This window comes from Nocardia sp. NPDC051030, assembly GCF_040683015.1.
In the GTDB taxonomy this organism is placed as follows: Bacteria; Actinomycetota; Actinomycetes; order Mycobacteriales; family Mycobacteriaceae; genus Nocardia.
Genome location: NZ_JBFBCD010000001.1, coordinates 66291 through 90374 on the forward strand (window position 1 = coordinate 66291; position 24084 = coordinate 90374).

General features: G+C 67.8%; 17 protein-coding genes and 1 pseudogene. 8 read left to right on the plus strand and 10 right to left on the minus strand.

The features are described from left to right. Nucleotides 1-124 precede the first annotated feature (124 nt). A complete protein-coding gene (locus AB0N05_RS00300) occupies nt 125-3733 on the plus strand; it encodes an AAA domain-containing protein (RefSeq protein ID WP_364685350.1) in 3609 nt (1202 codons plus the stop codon). 16 nt (nt 3734-3749) lie between these two features. Here AB0N05_RS00300 and AB0N05_RS00305 read toward each other — a convergent pair whose 3' ends face one another. Continuing rightward, a complete protein-coding gene (locus AB0N05_RS00305; RefSeq protein WP_364685353.1) occupies nt 3750-4925 on the minus strand; it encodes an amino acid deaminase/aldolase in 1176 nt (391 codons plus the stop codon). A gap of 67 nt (nt 4926-4992) precedes the next feature. Beyond that, nucleotides 4993-5475, minus strand: coding sequence for a TetR family transcriptional regulator (locus AB0N05_RS00310; protein ID WP_364685355.1), 483 nt, complete (start codon nt 5473-5475; stop codon nt 4993-4995). A 442-nt stretch (nt 5476-5917) separates the two neighbouring features. On the opposite strand from AB0N05_RS00310, the gene AB0N05_RS00315 reads away from it, so the two are divergent. Next, nucleotides 5918-6652: a tyrosine-protein phosphatase gene (locus tag AB0N05_RS00315; protein ID WP_364685358.1), complete on the plus strand. Its 735-nt coding sequence runs from the start codon at nt 5918-5920 to the stop codon at nt 6650-6652. A gap of 396 nt (nt 6653-7048) precedes the next feature. Here AB0N05_RS00315 and AB0N05_RS00320 read toward each other — a convergent pair whose 3' ends face one another. From AB0N05_RS00320 to AB0N05_RS00345, 6 genes and pseudogenes are all read right to left on the minus strand, one after another. After that, nucleotides 7049-8284 carry an AMP-binding protein gene (locus tag AB0N05_RS00320; RefSeq protein ID WP_364685361.1) on the minus strand — a complete coding sequence of 412 codons (1236 nt, stop codon included), beginning with the start codon at nt 8282-8284 and terminating at the stop codon, nt 7049-7051. 114 nt (nt 8285-8398) lie between these two features. After that, the gene (locus tag AB0N05_RS00325) at nt 8399-9193 is read right to left on the minus strand and encodes an enoyl-CoA hydratase/isomerase family protein (protein ID WP_364685364.1); all 795 of its coding nucleotides are present in this window, start codon (nt 9191-9193) and stop codon (nt 8399-8401) included. An 18-nt stretch (nt 9194-9211) separates the two neighbouring features. After that, nucleotides 9212-9889 (minus strand): RNA-guided endonuclease TnpB family protein, encoded by a 678-nt coding sequence (locus AB0N05_RS00330; RefSeq protein ID WP_364687388.1) that lies wholly within the window; start codon nt 9887-9889, stop codon nt 9212-9214. Beyond that, nucleotides 9849-9995 (minus strand): annotated as a pseudogene (locus tag AB0N05_RS00335) (transposase); the annotation flags it as partial. The pseudogene AB0N05_RS00335 and the gene AB0N05_RS00330, both read right to left, overlap by 41 nt. Then, nucleotides 9938-10123 carry a hypothetical protein gene (locus tag AB0N05_RS00340; RefSeq protein WP_364685366.1) on the minus strand — a complete coding sequence of 62 codons (186 nt, stop codon included), beginning with the start codon at nt 10121-10123 and terminating at the stop codon, nt 9938-9940. The gene AB0N05_RS00340 and the pseudogene AB0N05_RS00335, both read right to left, overlap by 58 nt. Next, complete coding sequence (locus AB0N05_RS00345) at nt 10120-10629, minus strand: helix-turn-helix domain-containing protein (protein WP_364685369.1); 510 nt, start codon at nt 10627-10629, stop codon at nt 10120-10122. The genes AB0N05_RS00340 and AB0N05_RS00345 overlap by 4 nt, the downstream gene beginning before the upstream one ends. A gap of 155 nt (nt 10630-10784) precedes the next feature. Here AB0N05_RS00345 and AB0N05_RS00350 point away from each other — a divergent pair, with 155 nt between their 5' ends. Beyond that, nucleotides 10785-11804, plus strand: coding sequence for a glutathione S-transferase family protein (locus AB0N05_RS00350; protein ID WP_364685372.1), 1020 nt, complete (start codon nt 10785-10787; stop codon nt 11802-11804). Between the two features lie 75 nt (nt 11805-11879). On the opposite strand, the gene AB0N05_RS00355 is transcribed toward AB0N05_RS00350, so the two are convergent. Both AB0N05_RS00355 and AB0N05_RS00360 read right to left on the minus strand, forming a co-directional pair. Continuing rightward, a complete protein-coding gene (locus tag AB0N05_RS00355; protein WP_364685375.1) occupies nt 11880-12299 on the minus strand; it encodes a VOC family protein in 420 nt (139 codons plus the stop codon). 4 nt (nt 12300-12303) lie between these two features. Continuing rightward, nucleotides 12304-13143 (minus strand): helix-turn-helix domain-containing protein, encoded by an 840-nt coding sequence (locus tag AB0N05_RS00360; RefSeq protein WP_364685378.1) that lies wholly within the window; start codon nt 13141-13143, stop codon nt 12304-12306. Nucleotides 13144-13630: 487 nt separating this feature from the next. Between AB0N05_RS00360 and AB0N05_RS00365 the strand changes: the two genes are divergently transcribed. The 5 genes from AB0N05_RS00365 (at nt 13631) to AB0N05_RS00385 (ending at nt 24041) form a co-directional block, all read left to right on the plus strand. Then, nucleotides 13631-14347, plus strand: a complete 717-nt coding sequence (locus AB0N05_RS00365) for a hypothetical protein (protein WP_364685381.1) — start codon at nt 13631-13633, stop codon at nt 14345-14347. Continuing rightward, nucleotides 14344-15276 carry an ATP-binding cassette domain-containing protein gene (locus AB0N05_RS00370; protein ID WP_364685384.1) on the plus strand — a complete coding sequence of 311 codons (933 nt, stop codon included), beginning with the start codon at nt 14344-14346 and terminating at the stop codon, nt 15274-15276. The genes AB0N05_RS00365 and AB0N05_RS00370 overlap by 4 nt, the downstream gene beginning before the upstream one ends. Before the next feature lie 193 nt (nt 15277-15469). Then, complete coding sequence (locus AB0N05_RS00375) at nt 15470-16258, plus strand: ABC transporter permease (RefSeq protein WP_364685387.1); 789 nt, start codon at nt 15470-15472, stop codon at nt 16256-16258. Nucleotides 16259-16387: 129 nt separating this feature from the next. Continuing rightward, nucleotides 16388-20134, plus strand: coding sequence for an ABC transporter ATP-binding protein (locus AB0N05_RS00380; RefSeq protein ID WP_364687390.1), 3747 nt, complete (start codon nt 16388-16390; stop codon nt 20132-20134). Between the two features lie 112 nt (nt 20135-20246). Next, entirely contained in the window at nt 20247-24041 is a 3795-nt protein-coding gene (locus tag AB0N05_RS00385; protein WP_364685390.1) for a multifunctional oxoglutarate decarboxylase/oxoglutarate dehydrogenase thiamine pyrophosphate-binding subunit/dihydrolipoyllysine-residue succinyltransferase subunit, read from the plus strand. Nucleotides 24042-24084 lie beyond the last annotated feature (43 nt).

The window sequence follows — 24084 nt, forward strand, 5'->3', positions numbered from 1 at the left end:
GCCCCCGACCCCACCTGGCCACACACCATCGCGCCGGGAGTCATTACGCTGTTGCGCGACTCGGCCATGAACGACGCTCCGGCCGGGTGCGGGTGTCGGGCGGAGGGACGCAGGAGGGCCGCGATTGATTCTGTTCGGTGATCGCGTTGTATGCAGCACCGGTGACCTGGTTGCGGCGGCGCGCTGTGAGTTCGCGTTGTTGCGTGCTCTCGATGCCGAACTGGGACTGGTGACGCCGATCGAGCTCCCGTCGACCGGCGCGCTGACTCATGCCTCCGATATGTCCGTGGAGCACCGGCTCGCGGATCTGCGCGACCGCTACGGCAGCGGCGTGGTGCGCGTACGCATTCCGGGCACGAGCGACCCCGCGGAGTCCACCGCCGCCCTGCACGCCGCGCACGAGCAGACCCTCACCGCATTGCGCGCCAATGCCGACGCGGTCGCAGGAGCGGTCGTGTTCGACGGCTCTTTTGCCGCCCAATGCGATTTCCTGCTCCACGACAGCGACCCCGAAACCCACGACTACCTGCCCGCCGCCGTGGCCACCCCGCGCACCGCCGTCACCGCCCTGCTGACCCTGGCCGCCTGCGCGGACGCCCTGCGCCACAATGGCTTCCGGCCCGCGCCCCAGGCCCGGCTGTGGCTGGACGGCATCGCGACCACGCATTCGCTGGCCGATATCGCCGTCGTCTATCACGCGCGCCGCGCCCGCCTGAACCTCATCCTGGACGCCAAACTCGGTGAGCTACTGCCGGTGCAGTGGGGCGACCGCCGCTTCCTCGCCTGCGGCCGCTGCCCCGCCTGCACCTTCGAATTGGAGTCCCGCCGAGACCTGGCTCTCGTCGCGGGCATGCGCCCGGCAACCCGGGCCCAACTCCGCGACGCCGGAATCACCACCGTCGAACGCCTCGCCGCCGCCGACGCCACCGTCACCCGAGTCCCCGCCCCCACCTTCACCACCCTCCGCCGCCAAGCCGAACTCCAAATCCACCGCGAAACCACCGGCACCCCCGCCCACACCCTCATCGACGCCGCCGCCCTGGCCGCCCTCCCCACCCCCACCCCCCGAGACCTCTTCATCAGCGTCCGAATCCCCGACCTCCCCATAGACCCCCTCTCCGGCCGCCTCACCGACGCCATCGGCGACCTCATAGTCGCCATCCGAGCCGCAACCCCTGGAACCGACGCGACACCGCTCGCCCCGGCCGGACGGACACGCTTCGCCCCAGCCGCACGGTCGCCACTCGCACTCACGCCCGAAACTGTGATGGCTCCCGGCAGCGAATCGCCGCTCGCCTCCGTGGGCGACATCCCACTCGACTCGGCCGAGGAGACGTCCCCCACGAGCGGGGCAGCGCCCGGCCAGACCGGAGCAACGGTGCTCGACCCGACCGCCGGGACAGCGGGCGAGCTGGATGAGGAGATGACCTTCGGGCCCGGCGATGACCTGGGCGGGGATGCGGTGCGCACCTTCATCATTCGGGCGGGGCATCGGGCTGAGAGGGATGAAAAGGCTGGGCGGCAGGGGGGTTCGCAGGATGATGCGGATGCGTTGTTGGAGTTCTTGGCGCAGCGGCAGCGGGAGTTCTCGGAGCTGCGGATTCATCACTATCGGGGGAATCTGCGGGCGGTATTGAGTGCGCTCGGGGAACGGTATTCCGAGGGTGAGGATCTGGTGGCGGAGTTGTTGCCCGCGCTGGTCGATTTGTATCCGGTGGTGCGGGCGGCGTTGATCGTCGGGGAGCGGTCCTATGACCTGCATCAGTTGCCGCCTAATCAGGGCGAGGCCGATGACGGGCCGGAAGCTGTACTGCGGCTGCGGGATTGGCTGCTGGATGTGGCCGCCGAGCATGAGGTGCGGCCCGCGCGGCGATGGGCGTACGACTATGCGGAGACCGGGTCGGATGAGATCGAGGCGGCGCTGCGGGAATTCGCGGATGCCGGGCGGGTGGATCGGTCGATGGCGCAGACGGCGGCGGCGTACACCGCGGCGGCGCTCGGGTACCACCGGCGGGAACGGCAGCCGCAGCGGTGGGCGCATGACGATCGGCTCGATCATCCGGTGGAGGAATGGGCCGATACCCCCGGCGTGCTGCTCGCCGACTGGGGCACGGTGGATACCAAGTGGCACAGCACCGGTCAGCGGCCGATGCGGCGGTACCTGACGCTCACCGGACGGCTGGGCACCGGGAACGCACCCAAACCCGGGACTCACGTGCTCACGCTCTACGACCGTCCCGCGCCGGGCATGACCGCGCTGCCGGGGCGTCGCGCCACCGCGCACGCCACCGTGCTCGGCTGCTCCCTCGACGCCAATTTCGAGGATGTGGTGCGGGTGGTGGAACAGCTGCCCGCCGGGTGCGAGCCCTACGATGAGCTACCCACCGCCATCGCCCCCCGCCCGCCGGGCCGCGAGGTGTTCCTGGAGGAAGCCCTCGAGGACATCGCGCACGGGTTGCTGATCACGCTGCCGCAGGTGCCGGAGACCGCCGTCTTCGATCTGCTGTGCCGCCGCCCACCGCGACTGCGCACCGGCGAGGCGCTCCCGGAGGTGTTCGGCGATCACGCCGCCGCCGTCACCGCGGCCGTGCTCGATCTCGACAATTCCTATGTGGCGGTGCAGGGCCCGCCCGGCACCGGCAAGACCGACACCACCGCGCGCGTGCTGGAAAGGCTTGTCACCCGGTACAAGTGGCGGGTCGGGGTGGTGGCGCGCTCGCATGCGGTGGTCGAGCATGTGCTGGACGCGGTGGTGGAGGTCGGGGTGCTGCCCGAGCTCGTCGCCAAGGCCGACGCGCAGTCGGTGGCCTCGGAGTGGCTGCCCATCGATGCCTCCCGGTATCCGCGTTTCCTCGACAATGCCGTGAACGGCTGTGTAGTCGGTGGTCTCCCAGGCGATTTCGCCGATGACGAACGCATCTCCCGGGCGGGCCTGGATCTCCTGGTGATCGTCGACGCCGGGAAATTCCCGCTCGCCGAGGCCGTCGCCGTCGCGGTCTGCGCCCGAAATCTCTTACTCGTAGGCGATCCCGCGCCCGCCGCCGCGCACGGCGCGCATCCAGAGCCGATCGCCGAATCCGCCCTGGGCCGCCTGGTCGGCGCGAACCGCACCCTCCCCGCAGCGCACGGCTACTTCCTGGACCGCACCTGGCGCATGCACCCGCGCATGTCCGGCCCGGTGTCCCGGCTGCGCTACGAGAATCGGCTCCGCTCCAATGAAACCGTCACCCTGGCAAGGGAACTCGACGGCGTCCCGCCGGGCGTGCGCACCGTCTCGGTCGAACACCACGGCAACAGCACCGAATCCGCCGAAGAGGCCCGCGAAATAGTCCGCCAGGTCCGCACCCTCCTGGGCCTGCCCTGGCACACCGGCGCGGTCACCCGCCGCCTGCACCCGCACGACATCTTGGTCGTGGCCCCCTATCACGCTCAGGTGGCCCGCATTCGAACCTTATTGTCCCGGGCGCGAATCGAAGACGTCCTCGTCGGCACCCCCGACCATTTCCAGGGCCGTGAAGCCGCCGTGGTCCTGGTCTCCATGACCACCTCGGCCCCCGCCGACGCCCCGCACGGCATTGCCGCACTGCTCTCGCGCCACTGGCTGACCAGCGCCATCTCCCGCGCCATGTGGTCGGCCGTCATCGTCCGCTCCCCGCTGCTGACCGAATACCTCCCGGCCACAACGGCGGAACTCTCGGACCTGGCGGCAACCCTGCAACTGGATCGCGTCTGACCCGGCCGCTCCGGTCTCAGCCGAAGCACTGCCCTTCACCGCGATACGTGGGAACCGTTCTGCGCATACCGTTTTCGACGAGATGAACCTCGGTGAAGCGCTCACATAGCTCACCCGCCTTGGCGTGCCGGAACCAGACGCGATCCCCGATGCTCAAGCCGTTCGCGCCGGTGAGCGGAGTCTGCACCTCACCCGCGCCCTCGGTGCCGATCAGGCTCAAACCCTTGGGCCACACCGGCTTCGGGACGCGTGAGGTTCCCGCCGGGCCGGAAGCGATATAGCCACCGGCGAAGGTGGTGGCCATGCCCGCGGCGGGGCGGCGCAGCACCGGCAGGGCGAAGTACATGGCGGGCCGGGGAGCCAGATTGCGGTAGCCGTCGAAGAGAGTCGGCAGGTAGAGGCCGGATCCGGCGGTCACCTCGGTGACATTCGGGTCGGCGATGCTGACCTCGATCGAACCGGTGCCACCGCTATTGACGATCTCCAGTTCACCGATCGCGGCACGAACAGCCTCCACGACCTTGTGCCGACGCCGCAGGATTTCGGCGGCGGACGCCTTCTTCAGCAGTCGCACAGCGGGATTGGTGTCCGGCAGCCCGGCGATCTGCGCCTCATAGGTCATCAGCCCGACGACTCTGAAACCGCGAGCACGGGTTTCGGTCGCCAGCGTCGCGGCCTGTTCGGGGGTACGGATCGGAGAGCGGCGCACGCCCAGGTGCAGCGGGCCGACCCGCAGGGAGGCGTCCACATCGAGACACACACGGGGAGCGATCTTCTCGGTGCCAATGGCGGCGCGGATCAGATCCAGCTGGGCGGTGTCGTCGATCATCAGCGTGATGGCATCGAGCAGCATCGGATCCGCGGCGAGTTCGGCCAGTGCGGCGCGGTCGGCGGTCGGATACCCGAGCAGGATGTCCCGGGCACCTTGGCGAGCCAGCCAAATGGCTTCCCGCAGCGAGTAACCCATGATCCCGGCGAATCCGCCGGACGCAGTGAGGCCGCTGCCCAGCGCTTCTTCGAGGACGGCGCGGCAGCGCACGGATTTGCTGGCCACCCGGATCGGCACCCCGCGTGCGCGGCGCACCAGATCGGCGGCATTGGCGCGCAGGGCGTTCAGGTCGACCGCGGCCAGTGGCGGGTCGAGTTCGGCGGTGGCCGCGTGCAGCCCGGAAATCGGCGACGGATCTGTCACGGGTTCATTCGACCACGAAACTGGTCACTCGTCCAGGGAAACCGGACGACGGTTCGGTCAGTCCCGGTCAGGGGACGTCCACCGCCTTGGTGGACAGGTACTGGACCAGGTCGTCCAGCACGACGAGCGAGGTCTCGTCATCGCAATCGGCCAGCCAGCGCAACACCATGCCCTGGATCACGGCGAGCAGGTAGGCGGCAATGGCATCGCACGGCTCCAGCCACTGCGTGCCCGAGCGGACCGCGCACAGTTCCAGAAATTCGGTGACCGACGCGTCCAGTTCCTGGAACATGGCCGACGCCACCGGATCCGGAACACATACCCCCTGATGCTCCCAACGCCGACGCAGCACCTGGAGGGTGGCCTCATAGGCCTTCAGCTGACGATCCGGCGTGGACTTCAACATCGGCCACAGCGTGCTGACTCCAGCATGCAGCAGGACCCGCAGGGCGCGATTACCGGTGAAGTCGAGCGACGCGGCCGTTTTCTCGATGGCCTCGGTCATGGCCGGGCGTAGCCCGGCCTGGATGATTTCTCCACTAGCGCTCAACGACGACTCCCTATAGCGAATGAACTCGCGCATTTGCGTGCGCAGTTCGTTCAACGGGCTGGCAGATCGGCACTGATCCCCGAGCAGGACCCGGCGTACCCGTTCAACGGGTATCGATGCTACGTCGTTTTCGATGTCCGTGACCAGCTTTGATAGCCGTTTTCGGACCACAAGATTGTTTCGTTACCTAATCGGAACGGGCTCGCGATCGAATGGGAATCGTCGAAATTGCTCAATCGCCCGGTAAAGCCACCATTAGGACCATTCGGTATTTTACGGACATCGCTCGAGACAAAGATAGCCACTGTGCGACAACGCACACGACACACCCCCGAAGACGCGCCGCCGAATTCACAGCGGACACTCGAGCTTCCCGCCGAAGATTGCCCGGTCACCGAGTTCAACCGCCCGGTAACCGAGACTCCACGGCTAGCCTGATCGGGTGACTTCAGCGCGCCACGACCAATTCCTCCTGTCCGGCACCTTCAACTTCCGCGATGTCGGCGGCGCCCGCACCACCGGCGGCGGCACGGTCCGCGAGGGCATCCTGCTCCGTGCGGCCCAGCTGAGCAGGCTGGACGACGAAGGCCAGGCCACCCTCCTCGGTCTCGGCGTGACCGACGTGCACGACCTACGCGGCTACAGCGAGATCGACTTCATCGGCCATGACGTGCTGCCCGAGCAGGTTCGCCTGCACGTCACCCCCTTCGATCCGCGCATAGGAGACACCCCGCCGCACGAGGCCCGCCGCGACGCCACCGCACGCGCCCACATGCTCGAGGTCTACCGCGAGTTCCCCGCCCTGCCCGAGGCCAATATCGCCATCAAGACGCTCGCCGACACCGTCCTGGCGGGCACCGCCCTCGTGCATTGCGCCGCGGGCAAGGACCGCACCGGCTGGGCCGTGGCCACCCTGCTCCGCGCCCTCGACGTCACCGAGGAGGACGTCTACGCCGACTACCTCCTCAGCAATGACGCCGTCCCCACCCTGCGCGCCTGGATGACCGAGGAATCCAACGAGGAACTCTCCGACGACCTGCTCGGCGTCCGCCCCGAATACCTCGAGTCCGCCACCACCTCCATGCTCACCATGTACGGCGACCTCGACGGCTACCTCACCGAATGCGGCATAACCCCCACCCACCGCGAAGCCCTCCGCACCCGCCTCCTCGACTGACCAAGATCAGGGAGCACTGGTGGCGTGATTCCACCCCGATTCCCGCCACCACAGCTCCCTCACCGAAGTTCGCTCGTGGGCTCGGCGGAACAGGCCGCGCGGGGTTCATGATCAGGGAGCGCTGGTGGCGTGTTTTCGCTCGGATTCCCGCCACCACAGCTCCCTCAGCGAATCGCGGGGTGAGGGCATGCAGGCGGGCGCATCGAACTGCTCCACTCGGCTCCGAGGGTCAGTCGGCGAGGGCGCGGCGGACCAGGCCGCGCAGGGTTCATGGTCAGGGAGCTCTGGTGGTGTGACGCCGCTCGGATTCCCACCACCACGGCTCCCTCGCGAGGTGCGCTCACGGGCTCGGCGGACAGGGCACTCGGATTCCCGCTGGTGCAGCTCCCTCGGGGGTTAGTCGGCGAGGGCTCGGCGGACTAGGCCGTCGGGGTCGATGCTTACTTGGTTGCCGGTGTGGAACCAGGGGCCGGTGAAGCGGGATTCGGTGGTTTGGGGGTCGTTCCAGTAGCGGCGGGTGACGTTCGGGCCTCGGCAGAGGAGTTCGCCTTGGCCTGCTGCGGCTTCGGGGCCGCAGAGGGCGAGTTCGGTTCCGCCGAAGGCGAATCCGAGGGCATCCGGGGCGGCTGCGGCGTCGTCTCGGGCGAGGCCGATTCCGCTGGTTTCGGTGGCACCCCAGACCGACCATTGGCGGGCTTCGGGAAAGACTTCGCGGAGGCGGTCGGTGACGGTGTCGGGGGCGGAATCGGCGGCGGCGAGTTCGGCTCGGTGCCCGGCGCTACAGACTTGGCGGACTCGTTCGACGCGCAGGCCCGCGAGGCCGGGGAGGAGTCCGGCGAAGATTCGGGGGGTGGCGGAGACCATGTCTATTCGTTCCGAGACAAGGGTTTCCGGGACGGCGGCCGGATCGGGGGTGAGGACGACGGTGCCGCCCACGGCGAAGGTGGGGAGGAGTTGGTCCACTACGCCGCTGGCGTGGGCCAAGGGCAGCAGGACCAGGTTGCGCAGGCCCTCCATCGGGAGTTCGAGGGCTCCGACCACGGAACGGATTGCCGAGAGCAGGTTCTCATTGGTGAGTTCGACGCCGCGCGGACCGGATTCGGCGCCGGGGCTGGTGTAGCAGAGCAGGGCCAGTTCGCCGAGGGACGCGCCGTCGTCGATGAAGGCGGCGGCGTCGGGGAGCGCGTCGCGGTAGCCCGCCGCGCTGCCACCACCGTCCAGTATGTAATCGGTGCAGGCATCGTGGATCACCTGCTCCGCCACCGCATCCGGGAGTCCGTCGTGCACCAGCACCGGGACCGCGCCGGAGAGCAGCGCACCCAGGAATGCCTGCACCCAGCGCGCGCCGACCGGCATGCGCACCGCGACGCGGTCGCCGTAGCCGATGCCGTGCTCCTGCAACCCGCCCGCGATCCGCGAGGCGGAGTACCAGAGTTCGCGATACGTGAGGCGGGGGCCGCCGATCTCGACCACCGCTTCACGCGCCGCGAAGGTGTGTACCTGGATGTCTAGCAACTCGGTGAGGGCCGGGGTCAGATTTCCGTAGCGCAGGACACCATCTGCCCCGCGCGCAAGGGGGTTGTCGCACCGGACATTTCGCGAGTGCGGGTATTCGACCAGTAACTGCGACATCAGTCCCTCCGAATGCCTCCGAGGCGTGCAGGCATGAGTGACTATATGATGCAGATCACATGAATGGGCGGATTGTCGGCAAACCGATGCGGGGCTTGATTCCCCCGAAACCTTTCACCGCCCTGTGTAAGTGGCCTTCCCCGGACCGACCGCAAGGAAACTGCGAACCGCACCTTGCAGATCGTCGGTTGCGAAGAGTTGCCCCGAGACTTCGGGCGTCACCGAATCCGCGTGTGCCACACCGCCGGAACGCCACGCACCGATGATTTCCTTGGTCGCCGCATGCGCCTTGGTCGGCCCCTCGGCCAGGCGGGCCAGCAGTGCGCGGGCAGCGGTATCGACATCCTCGTGAATCGCATTCACGACACCCCAGTCGGCCATCGTCGGCGCGTCGTACAGATCGCCGGTCATGACGAACTCGCGCGCCCGCCCGGAACCCGCACGCTCGGCCAGCCGCTGCGGGCCGCCCATGGACGGAGTCAGGCCGACCACGGTCTCCACCAGACCGAACTTGGCCTTCGGCGCGGCCAGAATGATGTCGCAGGCGAGGGCGATCTCGAAGGCGGCGGTCAGGGTCAGGCTGTGCGCGGAGAAGATGACCGGGCAGGGCAGCGCCTCCAGCGGATGGATGATCCGCGCGAACAGCGTCTGCCACAGCTGCGCGCCCTCCTCCACCGACAGCCCGTCGAACACATGCACATCCACCCCGCCGGACACCAACTTGCCCTCGGCGCGCAATAACAGCGCGCGCGGCGGATTTGCCGACAACTCCTCGATATCGGCCGCCAGGGCCTCCAGCAGCGCCTTGTCGAACAGATTCAGCGGCGGGTGGGCGATCGTGAGGATCGCGGCCTGCGCACCCCCTGCGGTCTCGATACGTTCCAGGCGGGTGGGCTTCGCGTCAGTCATGGCCTGAATCTAAACCGTTCAAGAAACGTGTGAAAGCATTCCTTGGCCTGCCGGGTTACCCCGGCCGGGTTGGCCCGCCCCCGAGGGTGCGGGTCTTCCTGTGGCAGTACCACTGCGGGCGCGAGCCCGTCTGACACGGTTTCCAGCAGGCACGTTTACCGTCGCGACGCAACTCGCCGAGGACGCCCACGGGGTCACCGCGGCAACAGCCAACGCCGCCAGATTACGGGCCGCGTTGAGATCACGATCCAGCACGAGACCACACACCTCGCACCGAAAGACACGCTCACGCAGGCCCAGCTTGGCTTTCACTGAACGACACCGCGAGCACGTCTTCGAACTGGGATAAAACCGATCGGCCACCACCAACCGGGCGCCGGACCAAGCCGTCTTGTAGGTCAGTTGGCGACGGAACTCACCGAACCCGCCATCATGGATCGACTTGGCCAGGCACCGATTACGCACCATCCCGGCGACATTGAGATCCTCGATGACGATCGTCCCGAACTCGCGCACCAGCCGCGACGTCAGCTTGTGCAGGCCATCGCGGCGCTGATTCGCCACCCGCGCTTCGGCCTTCGCCAACTCCGCGCGCACGTCGCCAGCGATTCGACGGTTGTTTACCCCGCGCCGGATCCTGGCGGCGCGACATCTTCCGGGCCGCCTTGCGGCGGCGTTTCTGCGCTTTGCGGTAATGCTTCGCCGCCGGGATCACCTCCCCGGTGGACAACACCGCCAGGTTCTTCACCCCCAGATCCACGCCCACCACCGCGCCAAGGCGCGGGCGGCACGGGGGTGGCATTGCACGGTCACGACGAACGACACGAACCAGCGGCCACCGCCGTAGGAGACAGTGGCCGAACCGATCGAGGCGGTGCCGATGCGCACCCGCCGCGCCAGCTTGCGCGTGGACTCCGCCGTGCGGATCACTCCGATCCTCGGCAACTTGATGTGGCGGGAATCGGTGTCCACCACACCGATTGCGCCGGTGGTGAAGGTGACGCTCTGCCTGCCGTGTTTGTGCTTGAAGGCGGGAAAACCAACCTTCCGGCCTTTGCGGTGCCCTTCTTCGACGCGCGGAAGTTGGTCAACCCGGCCGCGAGGTGGGCGAATCCGGAGCTGTAGGCCTCCTTCGAGTTCTCCGCCCACCACGGGGCGAGGGTGTCCTTCACCGAGTTGAACCAGCGACGCAACTCATAGCCCGACCACCCCACCGGTGGGGTGAGCTGTTCCTCGGCAATGCCGTAGGAGGCTTCGGCGTGGCGCTGGGACAGGTTCGCTCGGATCCGCGCGAGCCCGGCGTTGTAGGCGAATCGTTGTGCACCGCAATGCGACCGCAGCATCGCCTGCTGCTCGGCGGTGGGTTCGAGAGCGAAGCGGTACGCCTGGGTCACACGCTGCGCACCGGAGGTTGAAACCTCCCCACAATCGCTCATGTGTTCGATCGTAGGGATTAACACTGCGACACAAAAGCTCTCAGGATCGACACGCGCAACCATCGAGCCACCTCTACAACCCGACTCCCGACAGAATGGCACGATTTGACACGAACGTCTCAGCTGTCCTGCCCTGAATCTGGAAGACTGGGCGGGTGACCACGACCAAATCGGGGAGCTACGTCGAACCTGGCGAGTTCACACGGGACACGAACTACATCACCACGCGCATTACCGCCGACGGGAGCGAGGGGTATCCGGTCGAGGCCGGGCGGTATCGCCTGGTGGCCGCGCGCGCCTGCCCGTGGGCGAATCGCACGCTCATCGTGCGGCGGCTGCTCGGGCTGGAATCGGCGCTGTCGCTGGGGTTGTGCGGGCCGACGCATGACAAGCGCAGCTGGACCTTCGATCTGGATCCGGGCGAGGTGGATCCGGTGCTGGGGATCCACTTTCTGCGCGACGCGTATCTGAAGCGGGATCCGGAGTATCCGCGCGGCATCACGGTGCCCGCCATTGTGGATGAACGGACCGGTCAGGTCGTCACCAACGACTACGCGCGGATGACCCTCGACTTCTCCACCGAGTGGACCGAATTCCACCGTCCCGGCGCGCCCGCGCTGTACCCGGAAGACCTTCGCGCCGAGATCGATTCGGTGAACCGCCGCGTCTACACCGAGGTCAACAATGGCGTCTACCGCTGCGGATTCGCCGGTAGCCAGGAGGCCTACGAGGCCGCCTACGACCGCCTCTTCACGGCCCTCGACTGGCTCTCCGAGCGCCTGGCCACCCAGCGCTACCTGGTCGGCGACACCATCACCGAGGCCGACGTCCGCCTCTTCACCACCTTGGTCCGCTTCGACCCGGTCTATCACGGCCACTTCAAATGCAACCGACAGAAGCTGACCGAACTACCGGTCCTGTGGTCCTACGCCCGAGACCTGTACCAAACCCCCGGCTTCGGCGACACGGTCGACTTCACGCAGATCAAGGACCACTACTACATCGTCCACACGGACATAAACCCCACGAAGATCGTCCCCCAAGGCCCTGACCTGGCCGACTGGCTGACCCCGCACGGCCGGGAATCCCTGGGCGGCAACCCCTTCGGCGACGGCACCCCTCCCCCGCCACCGATCGATGCCGAACGAGTCCCCCCGGGCCACGCCCCCAACTGACACACCACCGAGGGAGCGGTGGTGGTGGCGAAATCGGACAAATTCCTCCACCATCGCTCCCTCGGCGATGGGCGGTCAGTGGGATTGGGCGCCTCGGTAGGTGCCGAAGCTCCAGTAGACGCCTTCGGGGTCTCGGCAGGTGAAACCGCGGGATTCGTAGTCGGATTCGTCGCGGAGTTCTCGGGTGATATTTGCGCCTGCGGCCTTGGCGCGGGCGTAGAGGGTGTCCGGATCTTCGAGGGCGACGTAGACGGAACCCACGCCGGGGGGCTGGCACTCCAGGGCCATGCCCTCGCGGACGCCGCCGAGCATGATGGCTCCGCCGCCGGGCCAGGCCAGTTCGGCGTGGTGGACGACGTCGCCTTCGCCGTAGCGGGCGGTGGTTTCGAAGCCGAAGGCCTTTTCCAGGAACGCGATCGCGGCATTGGCGTCGGCGTAGACCAAGGTGGGCCAGACGACGGTGCCGGTCTTTACTGAGGTGGTCGAATCGGTCATGGGTTCAGCGTCCCGCGTCGGCGTGCTGTTGGTCTTGGACGAATGGGAACACCTCGCGCTCCCGCCACACCGAGGGCGGCATGCCCGCCAGTTCGCGCCATTCGCGGGCCATGTGGGCCTGGTCGTAGAACCCGGCCAGGGCGGCGACCTCGGCCAAGGGGGGCGGGTTCGGGTTGCGCAGCATGGCGTGCGAGCGTTCGAAGCGGGCTATGCGGGCGGTGTCCTTGGGGGTGACACCGAACTCAGCGGTGAAGCGATTGCCGAGATGTCTTCGGCTCCAGCCGATCTCGTCGGCGACGGCGGCCACCCGCACGGCCGGGTCGGGGCCCGACAGCAGCTCCCAGGCGCGGGTCAGCTCCGAATCCCAGTGCACGGGGCGCACCCGTCGCAGCAGGATCTCATCGAGGACCGCGAAGCGGTCCGGCCAGGTCACGGTGGATGCCAGGCGTTCCCAGAGTTCCCCGGCACATGGGCCGAGCACCTCGGGCAGGCCCACGATCCACGAACCCAGCGCGGCGACCGGAACGCCGAACAGCGCGCGGCAGCCGAGCGGGGTCAGGGCCAGTTGAATGCCGTGCTGGAAACCGTTGTGCGCAATGACAGCGGGTCGCACGGTCAACCCGCTGGCCAGCATGTCCCAGGTACCGCCGGGCTGCTCCGGATGGGAGGAGACCGGGACGCTGATCGGCTCATCGATGGTGATGATCACGGTGAGCCCGGTGCCAGGCATGCCCACATGCGTGCCGGGCTCGAACCCGCGCAGCAGGTAACCGCTGTACCCGCAGACATAGGCGCGCAGTCGCGGGTCGGGTAATCCCTTCGCGCCGTCCGACACACCTGCCACGGTCTTCACGGTAGGCGGATTCGGGCCACCTCGAGGACCGCTCGGTACGGAAGTGGCTCGGCATGCAGGAGTGGTGGATCGAGGCCGATACTGACGCCGACCCGTACGCCCGATCGCCCGCCGACCCGCCCGATCCACCCGGCGGCCTCGCTCCGCCCATCCAACGGACGCACGCGGATCACCCGGCAACCTCACCCCCGATTGCCCAGCAGGTCTCGCCCAATTGCCCGGCAACCTCGCCTCGCTTCGCCCGTCCGGCGGCCACACCCCGATCACCCACCTCACCCGGCGGCCACACCAATTACTCAGTGGTTTCAGTCCGCCCACCCGGTGGCCTTCGCCCGGCTGGTGGCGGGCTGGCCCCGATGCGCGAACGACACGCCCCGGGTGTGCTGCCCGCGGGCTCGGAACCGCTGTCCGATGCGGATCGTTGTCCGGGTGCCATAGAGTTTGGGTCGGAGGACCGCACTAAGAAGGGGTGTTGTCGATGTTCAAGGCCGGGTTCGAGAAAACGGTCGTTTCGCTGCTCGACAACGGGGCCCAGGTGCAAGCGCCTGCCGTCGCGAAATATGTGGGCAAGCTGCGGGACGCGCACCCTGGTGAGTCGCCCGCGCAGATTGTTACGCGGATCGAGAAGCTGTATTTGAAGGCCGTGACCGGCAGCGGCACCGCGGTCGGCGCGACCGCGGCCGTGCCGGGTGTCGGCACCTTCACGGCGCTGGCGGCCATGAGTGCGGAGACCGCGTTCTTCCTGGAGGCCTCGGCCGTGTTCACGCTCGCCGTGGCGGCCGTGCACGGTGTCGCGCCCGAGGACAAGGAACGGCGGCGGGCCCTGGTGCTCGGCGTCGTGCTCGGTGAGAGCGGCATGGAGATCGTGCAGAAGAGCGTCGGGACCTCCGCCAAGAACTGGGGCAGCCTGATGTCGACCAAGATTCCCGGCATCAGCTCCATGAACGATTCGCTGCTCAAGCGATTCATGGTGCAGTTCCTCGCCAAGCGCAGCGCGCTCATGCTCGGCAAGGTGATTCCGGCCGGGATCGGCGCGGCCATCGGCGGTTTCGGCAATCGGGCGCTCGGCCACAAGACGATCGACAACGCGCGCAACGCATTCGGCGCGCCGCCGCTGGTCTGGCCGCGTCCGCTGGTGATCGACGCCGATCCGCTGCCCGCCGTGGAAACCGCGCCCGGGAACCGGAAGTCGTGACCCGGCCACGGCCGCTCGCCTTCGCCGCCGCCGGGCTGAGCCAGACCTTCGACACCGTCACCGCCGTCGACAAGGTGAGCTTCGTGGTGCCCGCCGGTAAGGTCGCCGCCCTGGTCGGCCCGCCCGGCGCGGGCAAGACCACCATCCTGCGCATGCTGCTCGGCCACTTGCGGCCGACCTCCGGCACCGCACAGGTCGGCGGCCCCGGCTCCGGAGTCAAGCCCGGCAGGCAGGCGATCGGCGCGATGCTCTCGCCCCGGGGTCTGCACCCCGCCCGCACCGCGCGCGCCCAACTACGCGTATTCGCCGCCGCCGCAGGCGTTTCCGATGCGCGCGTGGATGAGCTACTCGGCTTGGTTCGGCTGGATTCGATGGCCGACCAGCGTGTCGGCAGCCTCACCGAGGGCATGCGCACCCGCCTGGCCCTGGCCATCGCGCTGCTCGGCAATCCCCCGCTGCTGATCCTCGACGACCCGATCTCCGGGCTGGACGCCGCCGAATGCACCTGGCTCTACGAGCATCTACATTCGCACGCCCGCCGCGGCGGCACCGTCCTGCTGACCTCCCGCAGTCTCAGCACGATCCTGCCCGCCGCCGACGAGTTGATCGTCCTCGACCAGGGCCGAATCGTCTACCAGGGCAGCCCCGCTCGCCTGCGCCGCAGCCACCCGGACCGCCTCTTGGTCAAATCCTCCAGCCCCATCGCCCTGGCCACCACCCTCGCCGCCCAGGGCTTCACCGACGCGGTCATGCGCCCCGACGGCCGCCTCGCCGTGGCCGAAGCCACGCTCTCCCAACTGGAATCCGCCGCCTCCTCGGCCCGAGTCCAGCTCACCGAGATCACTCCGGAACACATTCACCCCGACCAGGTCCTCGCGGCCCTCACCCGCCCCCAAACCTCTCCCGTCATGTACGGAATGCCGCGTTGAGAGCGGACCCCGCCAGTCGGTCCCGCGTAGCCGGACCAATCACCCCTCACCACGCGGGCACCGGGCCGCGCCCGGCCGGAATTCATGACCGGGGAGCCCGGATGGCGGAACTTCCTGGCCGATTCCGTCACCTCGGGGTCGCCACGGCTGATCATGTTCTCGGTGGCTGCCGCACCCGACGAAAGGATGCTCGATGATCGTGACTGTGCCGCCGGTGGTGGCTCGGGCCGCGAATTCCGAAGTGCGGAAGGCTACTTCGGTTCGGGTCAATTGGGCGTTGGCCGGTGGGGTGTTCGGCGTCGGGGTGTTGGCGTTCCTGGCTTTGGGGTTGACGTTCGAGCCCGGCGCGTCGAAGAAGGATGGGTTCGTCTTCGCTTCCGGGTGGGGAGCCGCGGTTGTCGGGTGGGCATTGGTTTTGACCGTGGCTTCGGCCGGGGTGTTCGGGGCGTTGGCTTCGGGGTGGGAGTACGGGTTTCGGAGTTTGGCGGTGAGTTCGGTGTTCACGCCGGACCGGAATCTGCTGCTCGGGGCGAAACTTGGGGTGGTGGCGGCGTTTTCGCTGGCGACCGTGCTGGCCATGGAGTTGGTCGGCGGGGCTGCGATGCTATTGATCGGGCGGGACAAGGTGCCGGTGACGGCGGGATTGTTCGCCGTGCTGGGTGGGGTGGCGCTGGCCGCGACCTGCTGGGCCGTCATCGGCGCGTCGCTGGGATTTCTCTTGCGGTCGCCGATTCAGGCGGTGGGCGTGGTGCTGGGGCTCGCGATTCTCGAGCCGCTGGTGTGGATTACCGCGCGCGCCATCGGTTTCGCGGGGCTGGGGACGATCCTGCCGGTCTCGGCGACGGTGAGCGCCATCAGTGGTGGGAAGTTCGCCGATACCGCCTTCCTCGCGCCGCCACCGGCCGCTACCGCCGTGCTGGTGCTGTGGACGGCCGCGGCGGTGGCGGGCGCTTGGTGGTTCGTGAACCAGCGCGATATCTGACCACCGCAATATCTGACCGCGAACGGGCAGGTTCCCCCGTCGCACGCCGGTCGGCGGACCCGCGGGAACAAAAATGGGGTGCGCCGGTCGTTACGGTCGTAGATGAGTGCGAGCGAGGTGGGTGAGGCGATGACGGGGCGGGCAGAGACTGTTCCTGCGCAGGACAGGGTGACGCCCGGCTGGATTCGCCGGTTGTGGGAGCGGTGCCGCGAGCACCCGCGCATGCTGGCCGGAATCGGCTCGGCGGTGGTACTCGGCGCGATCGTCGAGGTGACCGGGCCGCTGCTGGCCAAGAAGGCCCTCGATGGCGCCACCGCCGGGAACACCGGAATCATCGCCACCATGGCCGGACTGCTGGCGCTGATCGCCGTCGGCCGGGCCATCGCCTCCTTCACCCGCCGCATGCTGGCGGGCAAGCTCGCCCTGGAAGTGCAGCACGAACTCCGCCTGGACCTGCTCGATTCGCTGCAAAGACTGGACGGCCACGGCCAGGACGCCCTGCGCACCGGCCAGGTCATCTCCCGCTCCATCAGCGATCTGACCCTGGTGCAGGGACTGCTGTCCATGGGCCCGTGGTCGCTGGTCGCGGCCCTGCAGTTCGTGCTGGCCGCGGGCGTCATGCTGTGGCTCTCCCCGCCCTTGGCCCTGGCCGCGCTGCTGGTGGTGCCGGTGCTGGCCCTGGTGGTCTATCGGGTGCGGCCGCGGCTGTACGCGGCCACCTGGTCGGCGCAGCAGCGGGCCGCCGACCTGGCCCAGCATGTCGAGGAGACCGTCACCGGTGTGCGCGTGGTGAAGGGCTTCGGGCAGGAAGCCCGCATGGTGGACCTGCTGGAACGGCAGGGCCGCAAGCTCTTCGCGGAACGCATGCGCGCGGCCCGCATCGACGCCCGCTTCACCCCGACGCTCTCGTCGGTCCCGCAGGCCGGACTGGTCGCGGTCATCGCGGCGGGCGGTGCGCTGGCCCTGCACGGCACCATCGGGCTCGGCACCTTCCTGGCCTTCACCGCCTACGTCAGCACCATGACCAACTCCACTCGCATCGTGTCCTATGTGATCGTCATGGCCCAGCTGACCCGCGCCGCCGCCGAACGCGTGCACCAGGTCATCGACAGCGCGCCCGAGCACATCGATCCGGCGCATCCGGTGGATCTCCCCGCCGGTCCGCTCGGCATCGAAATCGACCGCCTCACCTACGGTTTCGAACCCGGCCGCCCGATCCTGCACGACTTCGACCTGACCATCGCCCCCGGCGAGACGGTCGCGATCATCGGCCCCGCCGGATCCGGGAAATCCACCCTGTCCCTGCTGCTCCCCCGCTTCTACGCCCCCGAGTCGGGCCGGATCAGCCTGTTCGGCAACGACTCCCACGCCGATATCGCGGATCTGCGCGCATCGGACCTGCGTGCGGCCATCGCGGTGGTGTTCGACGAGGCCTTCCTGCTGTCCGACACCATCTCCGCCAATATCGCCCTGGCCCGCCCCGACGCGACCGAGGCTGAGATCCGCGCCGCCGCGAAACAGGCCGCGGCCGAGGACTTCATCGACGCCCTCCCCGACGGCTACGACACGGTGGTCGGCGAACGCGGCCTCACTCTCTCCGGCGGACAACGCCAGCGCATCGCCCTGGCCCGCGCCTTCCTGGCCGACCCCCGCATCCTCGTCCTGGACGACGCCACCTCCGCGGTGGACGCCGTCACCGAGGCCGAGATCTTCCGGGCCCTCCCCACCGGCACCGGCCGCACCACCCTCATCCTGGCCCACCGCGAATCCACCCTCGCGCACGCCGACCGCGTAATCCGCCTCCCCGCACCCGATTCCACCGAATCCGACCACACCGCCCTGCCGGACCCGGCCGATGAGGTGGATCGGGATACGCCGCAAGAGGTTCGGCGCGTACTAGGAAAGCTGCCTCCCGCCATCGAGGAACCCGAGCTGGACTACGCCGAGTTGCGCGAGCCCGATCCGGGATTCCGATTGCGGCGGGCGCTGCGGCTGGTGCGCTGGCTGGTGGCCGGAACCATGGTCCTGCTGGCCGCGAATGCCGTGGTGAGCGTGGGGTTCCCGTCGATCGTGCGGTATGCGATCGACGCGGGCGTCACGCGCCATGACGGCTGGGCGCTGGTGCGCGCCACCGTGATCGGCGCGCTCCTGGTCGGCATCGGCTGGCTGGTCGCGGCGGGCTCGGTGCTGTGGAGCAATCGCGCCGGAGAGCGCGTGCTGTACGGGCTGCGGGTGCGCAGTTACGCGCATTTGCAGCGACTCGGCCTGGACTTCTACGAGCGGGAACTGTCCGGCCGCATCATGACGCGAATGACCACGGATATCGACGCGCTGTCCACCTTCATGCAGACCGGGCTGCCGGATGCGCTGGTGGCGCTGCTGACCGTGGCCGGAATCGCGGTGGCGCTCTTGGTGATCGACGCGCAGCTGGCGCTGGTGGTCCTGGCGACCCTGCCGGTGCTGGCGGTGGCCACCTGGTTCTTCCGCAAGTTCTCGGACGCCGCCTACACCGCCGCACGCGAGGACGCGTCGACCGTGAACGCGGACTTCGCCGAGAATGTGGCGGGTCTGCGTGTGGTGCAGGCCAATCGGCATGAGGCGGTCTCGGCGCACCGGTTCGCCGGATACTCGGACAACTTCCGGGTCAGCCGCATGCGGGCGCAGCGAGCCATCGCGACCTTCTTCGCCTTCGTCGGCATGTGGGCCGATCTGGCGCTGGCGACGGTGGTGTTCACCGGTGCGTGGGCGGTCGCGAACGGCTCGACCACGCCGGGCACGCTGGTCGCGTTCGTGCTGTACCTGCAATTGCTGTTCGGCCCGATCATGCAGTTGTCGCAGTTGTTCGACGGTTATCAGCAGGCGGTGGTCGGATTGCGGCGCATCGGGGACCTGCTGCGCACCCCGTCCTCCATCAGCCCCGATCCGGCGGATGCGGTGGCCATCGAGGGACGGCTGCGCGGCGATATCGACTTCGACGATGTGCGCTTCCGGTACCCGGGCGCGGCCCGCCCCGCACTGGACGGTGTGAGCCTGCACATCCCGGCCGGGTCGAGTCTGGCTCTGGTCGGTGCGACCGGCGCGGGCAAGTCGACCATCGTCAAACTGCTGGCGCGGCTCTACGACATGCCTCGACTGGAACGCGATCTACCTCTCGAATCCGGTTCGGCGGGAGCCGAATTTGTGCCGGGTGACACGAATCACGTTGTGCCGGTCGGTGTCGAATCCGTCCAGCCGCACGCCCCCGGCGATTTCCCCGCGAGCACCGGTTCGGTCCGGGTCGACGGCGTCGATATCCGCGACTACAAGCTCACCGACTTCCGCTCCCGCCTGGGAGTTGTGCCTCAGGAAGCTCACTTATTCACAGGAGACATTGCCAGCAACATTGCATTTGGCAAACCTTTTGCGACATCCGCGGAGATCGAGGCGGCGGCCGCGGCGGTCGGAGCACTGGAAACCATCAATGCGCTGCCCCATCGAATGCGGCAACCGGTCGGCGAACGCGGTCGCGGGCTGTCCGCGGGCCAGCGTCAGCTGATCGCCCTGGCCCGTGCCGAACTGGTCCACCCGGATCTGCTGCTGCTGGATGAGGCGACCGCGGTGCTGGACCCGCAGGCCGAGGCATCGGTGCTGGTAGCGAACGAATCGGTGACGCGGGGACGGACCGCGGTGATTGTCGCGCACCGTTTGGCGACGGCCGCGCAGGCCGATCGGATCGCGGTCGTGGAGCACGGAAGAATCGCCGAAATCGGCTCGCATGAAGAACTTCTTTCCGCGAACGGCACGTACTCGCGACTGTGGGCTGCGGCACGGGCAACGGAAGGAATATTCTCGGTCGAGGACGAGTCGTCACGAGAAGGTGTGTCCACTCGGTGGTAGCCATGCCCGTCGGCAAACTTGGATGGGCATATCCTCAGTGGGGGCGCATCGGCGCGCATCAGCCGATTACCCGTGCCGGGCACGTCACAAACGTCGCAGCGCGAAGAACGAAATGAGGCGAACACCTGCTGTGAGCAGCTCAACATCCCAGTTCGGACAGAACCAGTGGCTCGTCGACGAGATGTACCAAAAGTACAAGCAAGACCCGTCGTCGGTCGATGAGAGCTGGCACGAGTTCCTCGCCGACTACACGCCGGAAACCACCGGCGATACCGGCAACAACAGCCAGCCGGCCACCACCCCCGCTCCGGCCGCCGCCGCTCCGCCTGCCGCAGCTTCGGTCAATGACTCGGTCGCGCCTGCCGCCCCGGCTTCCGTCGCTCCGCAGCCCGCTCCTGTCGCCGCCGCGCCCGCCCCGGCACCGGCGCCCGCTCAGGTGCGTGCTCCGCAGACGACTCCCGCCCCGGCTTCCAATGCGGCCCCCACCTCGGGTGGCCCGAAGCCGGTCGCGTCGGACGAGTCGAAGGTGCTACGCGGGCCGGCCGCGGCCGTGGTCAAGAACATGTCGGCGTCACTGACCATCCCGACCGCGACCAGCGTGCGCGCCTTCCCGGCGAAGCTGATGATCGACAACCGGCTGGTCATCAATAACCATCTGGCCCGTACCCGCGGTGGCAAGATCTCCTTCACCCACCTGCTGGGTTACGCCATCGTGCAGGGCGTCAAGGCCTTCCCGAACATGAACCGGCACTTCGCCGAGATCGACGGGAAGCCGAACGCGGTCACCCCCGCGCACACCAACCTGGGCCTGGCCATCGACCTGCCCGGCAAGGACGGCAACCGCACGCTGGTTGTGGCGGCCATCAAGAACACCGAAGACATGACCTTCGCGCAGTTCCACACCGCGTACGAGGACATCGTCCGGCGCGCTCGCGACGGCAAGCTGGGCGTCGAGGACTTCACCGGCGTCACCATTTCGCTGACCAACCCCGGCACCATCGGCACCAATCATTCGGTGCCGCGGCTCATGCCGGGACAGGGCGCGATCATCGGTGCGGGCGCGATGGAGTACCCGGCCGAGTTCCAGGGCATGGGCGATGAGCAGCTGGCCGAGATCGGCATCGGCAAGCTCATGACGCTGACGTCCACCTACGACCACCGCATCATTCAGGGTGCGGAGTCCGGTGACTTCCTGCGGACCGTGCACAACCTGCTGATCTCGGACGGTTTCTACGACGAGATCTTCCACGGCATGGGTGTCCCCTACGAGCCGGTGCGCTGGCGCAAGGACATCAAGGAACGCGGTATCGACAAGTCGACCCGCGTCCAGGAGATGATCAACGCCTACCGCAGCCGCGGCCACCTCATGGCCGACACCGATCCGCTGCGGCTGGTGAAGGACAAGTTCCGTTCGCATCCGGACCTGGATGTCACCCAGCACGGCCTCACCCTGTGGGACCTGGACCGCGAATTCAATGTCGCGGGCTTCCACGGCGAAGAGCGCATGAAGCTGCGCGACGTGCTGTCGGTGCTGCGCGACGCCTACTGTCGCCACGTGGGTGTGGAGTACACCCACATTCTGGATCCCGAGCAGCTGCAGTGGATTCAGGATCGGGTCGAGCAGAAGCACGCCAAACCGACTGTGGCCGAACAGAAGTACATTCTGTCCCGGTTGAACGCGGCCGAGGCGTTCGAGACCTTCCTGGCGACCAAGTACGTCGGCCAGAAGCGCTTCTCGCTCGAGGGCGCGGAAGCCGTCATCCCGATGATGGACGCGGTGATCGACCAGTGTGCCGAGCACGCGCTCGACGAGGTCGTCATCGGCATGCCGCACCGTGGCCGCCTGAATGTGCTCGCGAACATTGTCGGCAAGCCGTACTCGAAGATCTTCACCGAGTTCGAAGGCAATATGAACCCGGCCGCCACGCACGGCTCGGGTGACGTGAAGTACCACCTGGGCGCGCAGGGCACCTACATCCAGATGTTCGGCGACAACGACATTCAGGTGTCGCTGACCGCCAACCCGTCGCATCTGGAAGCGGTCGACCCGGTGCTCGAGGGTCTGGTTCGCGCCAAGCAGGATCTGCTGACCAAGGAAGACCTGGTCACCAAGGGCGAAGAGGCGCGGTCGTTCTCGGTCGTGCCGCTGATGCTGCATGGTGACGCGGCGTTCGCGGGTCAGGGCGTTGTGGCTGAGACGCTGAACCTTTCGGGTCTGCGCGGCTACCGCACCGGTGGCACCGTGCACATCGTGGTGAACAACCAGATCGGGTTCACCACCGCGCCCGAGTACTCGCGTTCCACCGAATACTCCACGGATATCGCGAAGTTCATCGGCGCACCGGTCTTCCACGTGAACGGTGACGATCCGGAAGCGTGTGTGTGGGTGGCGAAGCTGGCGGTCGACTACCGCCAGAAGTTCTCCAAGGACGTCGTCATCGACATGATCTGCTACCGCCGCCGCGGTCACAATGAGGGCGACGACCCCTCGATGACGCAGCCGGAAATGTACGACGTGATCGACACCAAGCGCTCGGTGCGAAAGGCCTACACCGAGAGCCTGATCGGTCGTGGCGACATCTCCATGAAGGAAGCCGAAGACGCGCTGCGTGACTACCAGGGTCAGCTGGAGCGCGTGTTCAACGAGGTCCGCGAACTGGAGAAGTACGTTCCGGAGCCGTCGGAGTCGGTCGAGGACGAGCAGAAGATGCCGACCTCGGTCGTGACGGCCGTGGACAAGACGGTGCTGCAGCGCATCGGCGATGCGTTCGTGAGCCCGCCCGAGGGCTTCAGCGTGCATCCGCGCGTCAAACCGGTCATGGAGAAGCGCCGCGAGATGGCGTACGAGGGCAAGATCGACTGGGCCATGGCCGAGTTGCTCGCCTTCGGCACCCTGATCGACGAGGGCCGCGCGGTCCGTCTCACCGGTCAGGATTCGCGTCGCGGCACCTTCTCGCAGCGGCACTCGGTCATCATCGACCGCAAGACCGGTGGCGAGTACACCCCGCTACACAACATCGGTTCCAAGAACCCGGGCTGGTTCGCGGTGCACGATTCGGCGCTGTCGGAGTACGCGGCCGTCGGCTTCGAGTACGGCTACTCGCTGGGCAACCCGGACGCACTCGTGTTGTGGGAGGCGCAGTTCGGTGACTTCGTCAATGGCGCGCAGACCATCATCGACGAGTTCATCTCCTCCGGTGAGGCCAAGTGGGGTCAGCTCTCCGAGGTCGTCCTCATGCTGCCGCACGGCCACGAGGGCCAGGGGCCGGACCACACCTCCGGCCGTATCGAGCGCTTCCTGCAGCTGTGTGCCGAGGGTTCGATGACGGTGGCGGTTCCGTCCACCCCGTCGAACTACTTCCACCTGCTGCGCCGCCACGCCCTGGACGGCATCCGCCGCCCGCTGGTCGTGTTCACCCCGAAGTCCATGCTGCGCAACAAGGCTGTGGTCTCGGACGTGGAGGACTTCACCGACAACAAGTTCCGCACCGTGCTCGAGGAGCCCACCTACGAGTCCGGCGACGGTGACCGTTCCAAGGTGAAGCGGGTCCTGCTGACCTCCGGCAAGATCTACTACGAGCTGGTCGCGGAGAAGCAGAAGAACAACCGCGAGGATGTCGCCATCGTGCGCACCGAGCAGCTGTACCCGATCCCGAAGTTCCGCCTCAACGAGGCCCTGGAGGGCTACGCCAACGCCACCGATCTGGTCTGGGTTCAGGAAGAACCCGCCAACCAGGGCGCCTGGCCCTTCTTCGGCCTCAACCTCCCGGAGATCCTGCCCGCTCGCTTCGGCAAGCTGCGCCGCATCTCCCGTCGCGCCATGTCGGCCCCGTCCTCGGGTTCGTCCAAGGTGCACGCCGTGGAGCAGGCCGAGATCATCCAGGAAGCTTTCGCCCCCACCGCGTAAGCCTTCCCGCTCGCCCCGCAGGGCCGGACCTCATCCCGAGGTC